We start from the raw sequence: 12,017 nt of genomic DNA, 5'->3' as shown, positions 1-12,017 counted from the left end.
CGGCCAGGTGACCCGGGCGAGTTCCATGCGCGGTGGTGGCGGGACGAGGGTGCGAGGGGGCGCAGGTCAGATGCGTGACGCCGAGGAGTTCGACGCCCTCTACGCGGCCTGCGCCGGACGGATCGTGGGTCACGTCTACGCGCTGACCGGCAACCGGAGCGAGGCGGAGGACGCCGTCGCCGAGGCGTTCATGCGGGCCTGGCAGCGCTGGCCAACGGTACGGGAGGCGGACAGCCCGGAGGCGTGGGTGCGCCGGGTCGCCTCCCGGATCGCGGTGAGTAGCTGGCGCAAGACGTTCAACCGGATCCGTGCGCACCACCGGGCTGCCGTCGACCAGGGCGTGCCCGGCCTCAGCGAGGACCACGTCGCCCTGCTGCAGGCGCTCCAGCGGCTGAGCGCCAACCAGCGCCGCGCCGTCGTGCTGCACCACTTGAACGACCTGAGTGTCGCCGAGGTGGCAGCCGAGATGGAGATCCCCGTCGGGACCGTCAAGACGTATCTCGCCCGCGGTCGGAGGGCGATGGCCGGGATGCTGACCGAGGCGCACCAGGAGGAGGCCTCTCATGGCTGATCCGCACGACGACCTCACGGCGATCGTCGACGAGGTCCGGCGAGTCACCACCCTGCCCGCCGCGCAGTCGTTGCGTCGCCGCAGCGACCAGCGTCGGCGGCACCGGGTGGCCGCCACCGGCGTGGGGCTGGTCGCGCTGGCGGTGGCGGCGGGCAGCACCCTGCTCCCCGGGCGCGAGCATGTGGAGACGCCGAGCTGGGTCTCACCGTCGGTCGTTCCCTCCGTGACCACCCCGGCGGGACCGCAGGAGATCCTCGGCGGTCGGCGGCAGGTCCTGATCGAGGTGCCCAGCATGGCTGGGGCGGCACTGGCGATCGACCGGGACACCGACCGGGTGCGGGCCACCACCGAGCGGGGCATCGACGACCGGGCGCTGTGGGTGCTGCGCCCCGAGGGGGACGCGTTCCGGATCGTGCTGGCCGCGCCGCGCGACGGCGGCCAGGTCTGCATGACCGTCGTGCACGACGCCGCGCCGGGCAGTGTCCGTGGCCAGGTGTGCGACCCGACGGTCCAGACGCAGCGCTTCACGATCGAGCAGGTCCCCGACGGAAGCTATTCGATCTTCTCCGGTAAGCGCTACGTCCAGGTCGTCGACGGCACCAACGCCCTGGTTCCCGACCTGCCCGAGGCGCTGACCACCACGTACGAGTTCGCGGACCGTGGCCCGGCATCCGGGTGAGGGGTCAGACCGCCGGCAGCTGCTCGGCCCGGGTGAGCACCCGATCGATCAGGCCGTACTCCCGGGCCTGCTCGGCGGTGAACCAACGGTCCCGGTCCCAGTCCCGCTGGATCTCGTCGAGCGTGCGTCCACTGTGCTCTGCGATGAGCTCCTGCATCGTCCGCTTGACGTGCAGCATGTTCTCGGCCTGGATGGTGATGTCCGAGGCGGTGCCGCCCATCCCGCCGGACGGCTGGTGCATCATGATCCGTGAGTGTGGCAGCGCGTACCGCTTGCCAGCCGCGCCGGCGCAGAGCAGGAACTGCCCCATCGAGCCGGCAAATCCCAACGCCAGCGTCGCCACGTCGTTACGGACGTAGCGCATCGTGTCGTAGACCGCCATCCCCGCGCTCACCGACCCACCCGGCGAGTTGATGTAGAGGAAGATGTCCCGTTCGGCGTCCTCGGCGGCGAGCAGCAGGATCTGCGCGCAGATCTGGTTGGCCGACTCCTCGGTCACCTCGGTGCCGAGAAAGACGATCCGCTCCCGTAGCAGCCGCTCGAACACCTGGTCACCGAAGGTCGGCTGCCCGCCGTCCAGCATCCGTACGCCGTACCCGATCATTGTCGCCGCCTTCCACCGTGCCGGCGGGCGGCGGACCGCCCGGTGGACCGGCCCTCCCAGCGTGCGGGCGTCGGTGCCGTCGGGCCCAGGAATTCTGCCGCCGGCAGATCCGCCGACGGCAGAACCGGCGCGGCCTACGCGGCGGTCAGCCGCCGCGCGCCCGCCCGGGCCCGCACGCAGCCCAGCAGGGCGGCGGTACGCGGACCGGGGCGCAAGCCACCAGCGGAGGCCAGAGCACCGACGCAGAGGGTCGGCCCGCTCACCCGCGGCGCGAGGTGCAGGTTCGGACCGCTGGTGCGCAGGGTGTGCTGACCGGCGGCCGGCCGGACGGCCGTGGCGTGCTCCAGTCGGGTCAGCACTGCCCGTGGTGCGGCCGGGATGCGCGGCTCGACCCGGCGCAGGTCGTCGCGGGCCTCCTCGAGCAGGTCGGAGAGGCGGATGCCGAGTGCCCGGCAGATCGCCGCGAGCACCTCGGAGGAGGCTTCCTTGCGCCCCCGCTCCACCTCGGAGAGGTAGGGCACGGAGACGCCGGCCGACTCGGCCACCTCGCGCAGCGTGCGGCCCTGGCTCTGGCGTTGCCGGCGCAGCACCCCGCCGATCACTCGTCGCAGCAACGACATGCGGGCCTCACTTTCGCGGTCGTCGTCCGGGGACACCCCCATCATGCCCGTTTTCGGCCGTCGCGGCCGACCCCTGCGGGCCCGCGTCGCGACGGCGGCGCGGGCCCGGGGCCTCACGGGTGCAGGTGCGTGTGCCAGGCGGCCGGCTCGGCCACCAGCGTGATCTTGGGGAACAGTGCCCGGGTGCCGCCGGCGGGCAGCAGCGCGCTGTCGTCGATCGAGACGGTCGCTCCGTCGACGTCGTACACGGTCAGAGTCTCATTGCCGTCCTTCCCGCCGAACCGCGCCGGGTGCCCGTCCAGCGTGGTGTTCGGGTCGACGTACGCCTTGTCGGCGGGATCGGTGACATTGCGGTAGCGGGAGACGCCGACGGACAACGTGCGGGCCCGCTGCCAGCGGGGCTCGGCGGTGGCCGGCTCGGGGGACCAGGTCATCCGGGTATACCAGTCCTCGGGCTTGTCCAGCGACTCGTGCACGCTCACCTCGATCAGCCGCAGGGCGGCCGGCACGTCCGGCACCGTCGCGGGCATCGGAACGAGGTCGTTGCCGAAGCGCAGCGAACGGGCAACCTGTGCCGCGATGCCCCGCGCATCCGGGCCCATCCCGAACACGCGGACCTGCGCCCAGCCGTCCGGGGCGTATCGCCAGCGCAGGATCGCCTCCGGTTTCTCGGCGCCGGAGTAGCTGGCGAAGGTGCTGTCCCCGCCGTTCAGTGCGGGCCCGTTGCTGGTGCCGGTCGGACTGGCCGGCTCGCCGCTGTCCCGTTGTGGTGCCGACGGCTGCACGCCCTTCGGGAGGAGCGAGACCCCCACGAACCGTGCGTCGTTGGGCTGGCCGTTGGACGCGCCGAGGTACACGCCAGAGCCGCCGAGCATCAGCCCGGCCTGGTACTGGAGGTCGCGCAGCCCGTCCGGCAGCCAGCCGAACCGGACGTACACCCGCTGTGGATCCACCGTGGTGAGCGCAGCCGGCAGGCCGGTCTGGCCGGGGCCGGTCTGGCCGGGGCCGAACGGGGCCGTGGCCGGCGGCCGCTCGGCGGTCAGCAGGTCGGGCACGGTGAGCCCGCCGACGGCCAGCGCCGCCGCCAGCAGCACCGCGCCCGCTCCTCGGGCCTGGCGGCGTTGCCGCCGCCCGGTGGTCATCGCCTGGTCCAGGTTCAACACTCCGGAGGGCCGCTCGGCCGACTCGATCTCGGCCAGCATCAGGTCGCCCATCTGGCGTTCGTCCAGCATCGTCGCTCCTCTCAGTTGCCGGTCAGGCTGGGGGTGAGCAGGGTGCGCAGGGTGGCCAGGCCCTTGGCGGTCTGGCTCTTGACCGTCCCCGTCGAGCAGCCCATCGCGCGGGCGGTCTCCTCGACGCTGAGGTCCTGGAAGTACCGCAGCACCAGCACCGCGCGTTGCCGTGGCGGCACCTGGCGCAGCGCGCCGACCAGGGTGACGCGGTCGGTGGGATCGGTGACGGTCGTCGACGCCTCGGGCATCGGGCCGCCGAGCCGGACCCGCGCCCAGCGCAGCCGCCGTTCGTCGATCAACCGCCGCAGCAGCATGGTGCGCACCAGCGCGTCCGGGTGGTCGGCCTGCCGTGCTCGTGCCCAGTTGCGGTACAGCTCGGTCAGCACCCGCTGCAGAATGTCGTCGCCCCGGTCCCAGTCCCCACACATCAGGTAGGCGGTCCGCCGCCACTGGAGCATCCGGGACCGGACGTACTCGGTGTATTCGCGGTCGGCCTCGGCCCGCCGTCCGCCGCTGGTTGTCACGAGGGTCGCGCCCCCTCCGTCTGCCGGCCTGCACCGGTTCGTCGTTGTCGCCCGTTAGTCGGGTACGGGCCGGGCATCGGTTGTCCGTCGCGCGACCCGGACGTGCGGCGTACGCCGTACCCGCTATGTTGTGGGCGTGCAGGCGACGGTGGCGGAACAGGTTCGACGGTGATCCATTTTCCCGCGCAGCGCCGGGGCCCGCTGAGTGCGCTGAGCCTTCGGCTGGCTGCCGCCCTCGGCCTGGTCTTCGCGGTGGTCGCCGCGGTCTATATCGGCCGGGACGGCTATCGCGACGTCAACGACGACGGCCTCACCCTGCTCGACTGCTTCTACTACGCGGTCGTCTCGCTCTCCACCACTGGCTACGGTGACATCACGCCGGCCGCGCAGTCGGCCCGGCTGGTCAACGTCCTCTTTGTCACTCCGGCCCGGGTGCTCTTCCTGATCATCCTGGTCGGCACCACTCTGGAAGTCCTGACCGAGCAGTACCGGACCGGCCGTCGCCTGTCGCGGTGGAGGAGAACCGTGAAGGACCACGTCATCATCTGCGGCTACGGCACCAAGGGCCGCAGCGCGGTCTCCGCCCTGCTGGAGAACGGCCTGGACCGGTCTCGGATCGTGGTGGTGGAGCGCAGCGCCGCCGCCCTGCGGGGTGCCACCGCGGCCGGGCTGGTCGCCATCGAGGGCTCGGCGACCCGGTCGTCGGTGTTGAACGAGGCGCACGTCAAGAACGCGAAGGCCGTGATCATCGCGACCGACAGTGACGACGCTTCGGTGCTGGTGGCGCTGACCGTACGGCAGCTCACCGCCGGTCAGGTCCGGATCATCGCGGCGGCCCGGGAGGCCGAGAACGCCCCGCTGCTCAAGCAGAGCGGCGCGCACCACGTGATCGTCTCCTCGGCCACCGCTGGTCGACTGCTCGGCCTCTCCACCTCGGCGCCGCCACTGATCGACGTGGTGGAGGATCTGCTCACCCCCGGTCAGGGCATGGCGCTGGCGATGCGCTCGGCGGAGCGGGACGAGGTGGGTCGCTCACCGCGGGAGCTGGAGACCCTGGTCATCGCACTGGTCCGGCGGGGCAAGGTGGTCACCCTGGCCGATCGGGCGGGCGCGGTGATCGAGACCGGCGACATGCTGGTGCACGTCCGCGACGACCGCCCGTCGTCCGCGTCCGTCGCCTGACCGACGGTCCGCCGCCCCGCCAGGGGTGTCGGACGAGCGGCCGCGCCCCGTTCAGCAGGCGGGATCGTCAGGAAGCTCGGCGCCCGCGCAGGTGATCTCGCCCGCGCCCGCGCAGGTGATCTCGTTGGCGCCCGCTCCGGTGGTGGCGCGGCGCAGCAGCTCGTAGAGCGACTCCCGCTCGGCGGGATCCAGTGCCGTCAGCACCTCGTCCTCGGCGGTCGACAGAGCGCATTCGGCCTCGTTCAGGCGTTTTGCCCCGGCGTCGGTGATTTCCACGACGTGCCGTCGACGGTCGGCGGGTGAGCGTCGCCGCTCGACCAGACCGCCCGCTTCCAGGTGGTTGAGCAGCCCGACGATGTTGGTGCCGTCCATCTCCAGGGTGCTGGCGAGCGCCTGCTGGCTGATGCCGCCGCCCGCGCGCAGCACGGTGAGTGCGACGAGGTGCCGGGGCCGCAGGTCGAACGGTGCCAACACCGACTCGGCCCGCAGTCGCATCCGACGCGCCAGGTGATCCAGCAGCGGGCCGGCGCGGTGCTCCGACGGTTCCGGCTGGACAGGCATGTGACCCACTCTACCGAGCCAACGGAACATCTGCCTGCTATAAATAGTTGGTGCTACACATACGATCCTTGGAGGGGGAGTAATGCACCTGCTGCATATCGATTCGAGTATCCGAGGTGACTGGTCGGTCAGCCGACAGCTCACCGCCCGCGCCGCCGCCGTCTGGCGCGCGGCCCACCCGGACGGCACTGTGACCTACCGGGACCTGGGCGCCGAGCCGCCACCGCACCTGAACTCGGACAGCGGCCTGGCCCGGATGACGCCGCCGGATCAGCACACCCCGGCGCAGCGCGAGTCCTGGGAGCTCAGCGAGCGACTGGTCCACGAGGTCAAGCAGGCCGACGTGGTGCTGCTCGGGCTGCCGCTCTACAACTACGGCGCCCCCAGCAGCGTCAAGTCCTGGGTCGACCACCTGATCCTGCCCGGGCTCGCGTACGACCCGGCGACATCGCAAGGCCTGCTCGGCGACCGCGAGTTCGTGGTGGTCGCCAGTCGGGGCGGCGGCTACGGCGAGGGCACCCCGCGCAACGGCTGGGACCACGCCGAGCCCTGGCTCCCGCACGGCCTCTCGATGACCGGCCTGGAGCCGCGCTTCATCAGCGCCGAGTTGACGCTCGCGCCCACCGTCCCGGCGATGGCCGAGCTGATCCCGCTGCACGAGACGAGCCTCGCGGCGGCCGAGAAGGAGATCGACAACCTCTGGCTGCCGGCCTCCGCCCAGCGCTGAGTCCCGCGTACGTACGACGAGAGCGGCCGCCCCCACCAGGGGACGGCCGCTCTCGTCAGGTCGGACCGATCAGAGGATCGTCCAGGTGTCGCCGCTGCCCAGCAGGCCGGCGAGCTGCTGCTCCGGAGTTTCGGTGACCTTCGCCCGGGCGGCCTGGAGCTGGCTCTGCACCACGCTGTCGTAGGACGGTCGATCCACCGAACGGAACACCCCGATCGGGGTGTTGCGCAGGTCCAGACCGGGCAGCCGGGACAGGGCGAAGGCATACGCCGGGTCGGCCACCGTCGCGTCGTGCACGACGATCTCCTCCGGGCGGACCGAGGCGGTCTCCCGGACCTCCAGGCCGAAACCGCCCGGCGGGTGCACCACGCAGAACCGCCCGTCGGCGCCGAAGGTGATCGGCTGCCCGTGCTCCAGGCGGATCAGGTAGTCGTCCCGGGTGCCCGGGTCCTTGAGCTGCTCGAACGCCCCGTCGTTGAAGATGTTGCAGTTCTGGTAGATCTCCACGAACGCCGAACCCTCGTGCTCGGCGGCGGCCCGCAGCACCGACTGGAGGTGCTTGCGGTCGGAGTCGATGGTCCGGCCGACGAAGCTGGCCTCCGCGCCGAGCGCGAGGGAGAGCGGGTTGAACGGGGCGTCCGCCGAACCGGCCGGAGTCGACTTGGTGATCTTGCCGACCTCGGAGGTGGGCGAGTACTGGCCCTTGGTCAGCCCGTAGATCCGGTTGTTGAACAGCAGGATCTTGAGGTTGACGTTGCGTCGGAGCGCGTGGATCAGGTGGTTGCCGCCGATCGAGAGCGCGTCACCGTCGCCGGTGACCACCCAGACCGACAGGTCGGGCCGGGACACCGACAGGCCGGTGGCGATCGCCGGGGCGCGACCGTGGATCGAGTGCATCCCGTAGGTGTTCATGTAGTACGGGAAACGCGACGAGCAGCCGATCCCGGAGACGAAGACCGTCCGCTCCCGGGGGATGTTCAACTCCGGCATGAACTGCTGAATGGCCGCCAGGATCGCGTAGTCGCCACAGCCGGGGCACCAACGCACCTCCTGGTCGGACTTGAAGTCCTTGGCGGTGAGCTTGAGCGCGACGGGCTCAGACATTCTTCAGCACCTCTTCCAGCGTCGTCTCCAGCTCGGCGGACGTGAACGGCAGGCCGCGGACCTGGTTGTAGCTGATCGCGTCGACCAGGTAGCGGGCTCGGATGACGTGGGCGAGCTGACCCAGGTTCATCTCCGGGATGACCACGCGGTCGTACGAGCGCAGGACCTCACCCAGGTTGGCCGGCATCGGGGCCAGGTGCCGCAGGTGAGCCTGGGCGATGGACAGGCCGCGCTGGCGGACCCCGCGGCACGCCGCGCCGATCGGCCCGTACGTCGAGCCCCAGCCGAGCACCAGCACCCGGGCGTCGCCGTCCGGATCCTCCACCTCGAGGTCGGGCACCGGGATGGTCTCGATCCGGGCCGCCCGGGTACGGACCATGAAGTCGTGGTTGGCCGGGTCGTAGGAGATGTCACCGGTCTTGTCGGCCTTCTCCAGGCCGCCGATCCGGTGCTCCAGCCCCGCCGTGCCCGGGATCGCCCACGGACGGGCCAGGGTCTCCGGGTCGCGCAGGTAGGGCAGGAAGGTGGTGCCGTCCTCGCCGTTGGGCTTGGTGGCGAACTCGACCCGCAGGTCGGGCAGCGACTCGACGTCGGGCAGCAGCCACGGCTCCGAGCCGTTGGCGACGTAGTTGTCGGACAGCAGGATCACCGGGGTGCGGTAGGTCAGCGCGATCCGGGCCGCCTCCAGCGCCGCGAAGAAGCAGTCCGCCGGCGACTTGGGCGCGATCACCGCGACCGGCGCTTCGCCGTGTCGGCCGTACAGCGCCATGTTGAGGTCGGCCTGCTCGGTCTTGGTCGGCATGCCGGTCGACGGGCCGGCGCGCTGCACGTCCACGATCACCAGGGGCAGCTCGAGGGCCACCGCCAGAGAGATCGTCTCGCTCTTCAAGGCCACACCCGGGCCGCTGGTGGTGGTCACACCGAGCGACCCACCGTACGACGCGCCCAGCGCGGCGCCGACCGCCGCGATCTCGTCCTCCGCCTGCATGGTGAGCACGCCGAAGCGCTTGTGCTTGCTCAGCTCGTGCAGGATGTCCGACGCCGGCGTGATCGGGTACGCGCCGAGGAACACCGGCAGCCCGGACCGGACCCCGGCGGCGACCAGACCCAGCGAGAGAGCCGCGTTGCCGGTGATGTTGCGGTAGGTGCCCGGCGTCATCTTGGCCGGCTTGACCTCGTAGCGGACTGCGAAGTCCTCGGTGGTCTCGCCGAAGTTCCAGCCGGCCTTGAAGGCGGCCACGTTCGCCGCGACCAGCTCCGGGCGCTTCGCGAACTTGGTCTCGAGGAAGCGCAGCGTCGACTCGTACGGACGCGAGTACATCCAGGAGAGCAGGCCGAGGGCGAACATGTTCTTCGACCGTTCGGCATCCTTCTTGGAAACCGCGTGGGTGGCGAGCGCGCCCACCGTCATCGAGGTCAGCGCCACCGGGTGCACCACGTACCCGGCCAGCGAGTCGTCGTCCAGCGGGCTGGTCTGGTAACCGACCTTGGCCAGGTTGCGCTTGGTGAACTCGTCCGTGTTGACGATGACGTCGGCGCCGCGCGGCAGGTCGGCCAGGTTGGCCTTGAGCGCTGCCGGGTTCATCGCCACCAGCACGTTCGGCGCGTCGCCGGGAGTCAGGATGTCGTAGTCGGCGAAGTGCACCTGGAAGCTCGACACGCCGGGCAGGGTGCCGGCGGGAGCCCGGATCTCGGCGGGGAAGTTGGGCAGCGTGGAGATGTCGTTGCCGAGCTGCGCCGTCTCCGAGGTGAACCGGTCCCCGGTCAGCTGCATGCCGTCGCCGGAGTCGCCGGCGAACCGGATGATCACCCGGTCGAGTTGACGGATCTGCTTGGTCACTGTGCCACCTTCGCTCGCGACTGCGCGGCTCGCAAAACCCGCTCACTCCTCGCGCTCACGCCTGTACCTCGCTTCGCTGTGCACGCTGGCGCGGGCGGCTGAACATGATGGTGACCTCGCCTTGCCCGGCCACGGGACCTCCTTGACGCAACGCTGTACCGCACCGCCCCAGGGTGGTCCGGTCCGCTGTCGTACCTCACCTGAGAGCCTACGTCGAAGAGGCCCTCGGCCTTCCCAAGAGGTCCGCCGACTGGGACCGGATCACGACGAGATTTACCCGGAATTGCGACGTATTACCCTGCACGCCGTAATCCAGATCACCGCTGACGGCACGTCGGCGACCCCGGCCGGATCGGCCGGGGTCGCCAACCCGTCAGTCGATGCGGGCCGCCGTCGGGCCGGGCACCTGGTCGGTGAGCCGGCGGCGCAGCGCGGTGGTGGCCAGCGTGAGGGCCAGCACCACCAGCAGCGCGGAGACCGAGATCAGGATGACCGCGGTGCGCTGGGTCGAGGTCATCCCGCCGTCGTCGGTGGCGGCGCCCCCTGGGAGTACGCCCTGGGAGCCGGTCGGCGCGGGCGGTGAGACCACCGGGGTTGCCAGCGCGGCCGCGGCGGTGATCCGGAAACTCATCTGCACCTGTCGGGTCGGGCCGCTGCGGGGATCGAGCCGGCCGATCACCGCGCCGGACAGGGGCGCCTCCCGCTGTGCCTGTGGTGTCGCCTCCACCGGCAGCCGCAGCTCGGCCGTTCCGCCCGCCAGCACCAGACCGGCGTCGCACCGGGTACGCGCCGGGTCGACCGCCACGCAGCCAGCCGGCGGGGTCGGCACGGTCACCCCGGTCGGCAGGACGACCTCGAGCCGACCGGCGGCGTCCACCTTGCCGGTGTTGCCCAACCGGACCGTGAGGGTGCTCGGCGCGCCGCTGATGTCGAAGCCCACCTCGTCGGCGGCCAGTGCTATCCCCGGCACCGGCGGACCGGGCGGGAAGAGCACCGCGAAGCCCTGGTCGTCGGCCGCCTGGCCGGTCACTCCCGGCGCCTCCGCGGTGACCTGCACGGAACCGCTGAGCGGCATCTGCCGCCAGGCGGTGCCAGCGACCCGCAGCCGGACCAGGCTGCTGAACCGCGCGCCCGCCGCGGCCGTCCAGGCCCCACAGGTGTGCACACCGCCGCCGATGGCGGTGCAGCCACTCGTTCCAGCATCCGTCAGGCCGGCCGGCAGGGTGTACTTCAGCCGGATCCGCTGGGCGGTGGTGCCGGTGTTGGTCACCGTCACCCGCAGCGTGCTGGCCGTGCTCGGTGTGTTCCAGTACGCGCCGGCGAGGGTGACGTCCTCGGTGGTCACCCGTACGCCGAGCGGGTTCGGCGGTGGTGCGTCCGACCCCGGCGCCGGCGGGGGCAACGGCGGCGGTGGCGGTGGCCCGAGGGTGGGCGCCGAGGTGGTGGTGCCCGGGGCGGGCGCGTTGCTGCTCGGTGTCGGCAGCTCCGGCGCGGTCGTCTCCGGGTCCGGTGGCGTCGTCTCCGGCGCCGGTGCGGTGGTCACCGGTGCCGGGTCGCTCGGCACGGGCTCCTCCGGCTCGTCCGGTGGGGTGGGCTCCGCCGCCGTGGTCTCCGGGTCCGGCTCGACCTCGGTCCCCGGAGCGGGCTCTGCCGCGACCAGGTTGGCGTTCGGCACCGCGGCATCCGCCCAGGCCGGACCCACGGCGAATGCCGCGAGTAGGCCGAGCGCGAGCGAGACCGCCAGCAGGGGCGTGGTACGCCACCCCGCCGCCCGGTGAGCGGGCGGTACGTTCACGCGGGCCATCTGTCCTCCGGTGACATGGGTGAGGCTCCAATATTCAGCAACAATTGCCCCGGTGCACTAGTCCCAACTGGAAACAACTCCGTAACGTGTTCGGGACGGCCCTGCCGAGCGGGGCGGTAGGCTCCCGGACGTGACCGGTTACCTGGGCTCGTACGCGACGCTCGGGCTGTTGCTGCTCGCCAGCGTCCTGTTCTTCGTTGCAGCGTTCTCGGCCAACCGGGTGTTACGTCCAGCTCGTCCCGCCGACCCGCCCGGCAAGCGGGCCAGCTACGAGTGCGGGCTCGACCCGGTCGGCGACGACTGGGCGCAGATGCAGATCCGCTACTACGTCTACGCCTACCTGTACGTCCTGTTCGCGGTCGAGGCGGTGTTCCTCTTCCCCTGGGCGGTGGTCTTCGACCGGCCGGGCTTCGGCCTGGTCACGGTGGTGGAGATGGCGGTGTTCGTGGCGGTGTTGGCGCTGGGCATCCTCTATGCCTGGCGTAGGAACATCCTGCGCTGGACCTGAGCGCCTCGGCCTCCGGCGATCGTGTCGTCCGCCCGGCCGTTCAAGGCCGGTCGCCGCGCCG

Annotated in this window: 13 protein-coding genes; 5 read left to right on the top strand and 8 right to left on the bottom strand. The window is 71.5% G+C overall.

Annotated elements, in window-relative coordinates; translation table 11 throughout:
* Nucleotides 1-70 precede the first annotated feature (70 nt).
* Nucleotides 71-571: an RNA polymerase sigma factor gene (locus V6V47_RS15235; protein WP_334628851.1), complete on the top strand. Its 501-nt coding sequence runs from the start codon at nt 71-73 to the stop codon at nt 569-571.
* Complete coding sequence (locus V6V47_RS15230; RefSeq protein WP_334628850.1) at nt 564-1,250, top strand: hypothetical protein; 687 nt, start codon at nt 564-566, stop codon at nt 1,248-1,250. Before V6V47_RS15235 ends, V6V47_RS15230 begins: the two co-directional genes overlap by 8 nt.
* Nucleotides 1,251-1,254: 4 nt before the next feature.
* On the opposite strand, the gene V6V47_RS15225 is transcribed toward V6V47_RS15230, so the two are convergent.
* The 4 genes from V6V47_RS15225 to V6V47_RS15210 form a co-directional block, all read right to left on the bottom strand.
* Nucleotides 1,255-1,854, bottom strand: coding sequence for a ClpP family protease (locus V6V47_RS15225; protein ID WP_334628849.1), 600 nt, complete (start codon nt 1,852-1,854; stop codon nt 1,255-1,257).
* A 134-nt stretch (nt 1,855-1,988) separates the two neighbouring features.
* Nucleotides 1,989-2,474 (bottom strand): helix-turn-helix domain-containing protein, encoded by a 486-nt coding sequence (locus tag V6V47_RS15220; RefSeq protein WP_334628848.1) that lies wholly within the window; start codon nt 2,472-2,474, stop codon nt 1,989-1,991.
* A 113-nt stretch (nt 2,475-2,587) separates the two neighbouring features.
* Complete coding sequence (locus V6V47_RS15215; protein WP_334628847.1) at nt 2,588-3,706, bottom strand: hypothetical protein; 1,119 nt, start codon at nt 3,704-3,706, stop codon at nt 2,588-2,590.
* Nucleotides 3,707-3,717: 11 nt separating this feature from the next.
* A complete protein-coding gene (locus tag V6V47_RS15210) occupies nt 3,718-4,230 on the bottom strand; it encodes a SigE family RNA polymerase sigma factor (RefSeq protein WP_334628846.1) in 513 nt (170 codons plus the stop codon).
* A 168-nt stretch (nt 4,231-4,398) separates the two neighbouring features.
* On the opposite strand from V6V47_RS15210, the gene V6V47_RS15205 reads away from it, so the two are divergent.
* Nucleotides 4,399-5,412 (top strand): potassium channel family protein, encoded by a 1,014-nt coding sequence (locus V6V47_RS15205; RefSeq protein WP_334628845.1) that lies wholly within the window; start codon nt 4,399-4,401, stop codon nt 5,410-5,412.
* Between the two features lie 51 nt (nt 5,413-5,463).
* Here V6V47_RS15205 and V6V47_RS15200 read toward each other — a convergent pair whose 3' ends face one another.
* Nucleotides 5,464-5,973 (bottom strand): MarR family winged helix-turn-helix transcriptional regulator, encoded by a 510-nt coding sequence (locus tag V6V47_RS15200; RefSeq protein ID WP_334628844.1) that lies wholly within the window; start codon nt 5,971-5,973, stop codon nt 5,464-5,466.
* A gap of 82 nt (nt 5,974-6,055) precedes the next feature.
* On the opposite strand from V6V47_RS15200, the gene V6V47_RS15195 reads away from it, so the two are divergent.
* Entirely contained in the window at nt 6,056-6,700 is a 645-nt protein-coding gene (locus tag V6V47_RS15195) for an FMN-dependent NADH-azoreductase (protein WP_334628843.1), read from the top strand.
* Between the two features lie 69 nt (nt 6,701-6,769).
* Here V6V47_RS15195 and V6V47_RS15190 read toward each other — a convergent pair whose 3' ends face one another.
* The 3 genes from V6V47_RS15190 to V6V47_RS15180 all read right to left on the bottom strand — a co-directional run bounded on the left by V6V47_RS15190 (nt 6,770) and on the right by V6V47_RS15180 (nt 11,448).
* Nucleotides 6,770-7,804, bottom strand: a complete 1,035-nt coding sequence (locus V6V47_RS15190; RefSeq protein WP_334628842.1) for a 2-oxoacid:ferredoxin oxidoreductase subunit beta — start codon at nt 7,802-7,804, stop codon at nt 6,770-6,772.
* Nucleotides 7,797-9,644, bottom strand: a complete 1,848-nt coding sequence (locus tag V6V47_RS15185) for a 2-oxoacid:acceptor oxidoreductase subunit alpha (RefSeq protein WP_334628841.1) — start codon at nt 9,642-9,644, stop codon at nt 7,797-7,799. The genes V6V47_RS15190 and V6V47_RS15185 overlap by 8 nt, the downstream gene beginning before the upstream one ends.
* A 373-nt stretch (nt 9,645-10,017) precedes the next feature.
* Nucleotides 10,018-11,448 (bottom strand): hypothetical protein, encoded by a 1,431-nt coding sequence (locus tag V6V47_RS15180; RefSeq protein ID WP_334628840.1) that lies wholly within the window; start codon nt 11,446-11,448, stop codon nt 10,018-10,020.
* Nucleotides 11,449-11,578: 130 nt separating this feature from the next.
* On the opposite strand from V6V47_RS15180, the gene ndhC reads away from it, so the two are divergent.
* Entirely contained in the window at nt 11,579-11,956 is a 378-nt protein-coding gene (gene ndhC, locus V6V47_RS15175; protein WP_334628839.1) for an NADH-quinone oxidoreductase subunit A, read from the top strand.
* Nucleotides 11,957-12,017: the final 61 nt, after the last annotated feature.

This window comes from Micromonospora sp. CPCC 205539 (assembly GCF_036906815.1).
Taxonomy (GTDB): domain Bacteria; phylum Actinomycetota; class Actinomycetes; order Mycobacteriales; family Micromonosporaceae; genus Micromonospora.
Note: the sequence above shows the minus strand (reverse complement) of the source record. Positions and strands in the feature narration are given on the sequence as shown.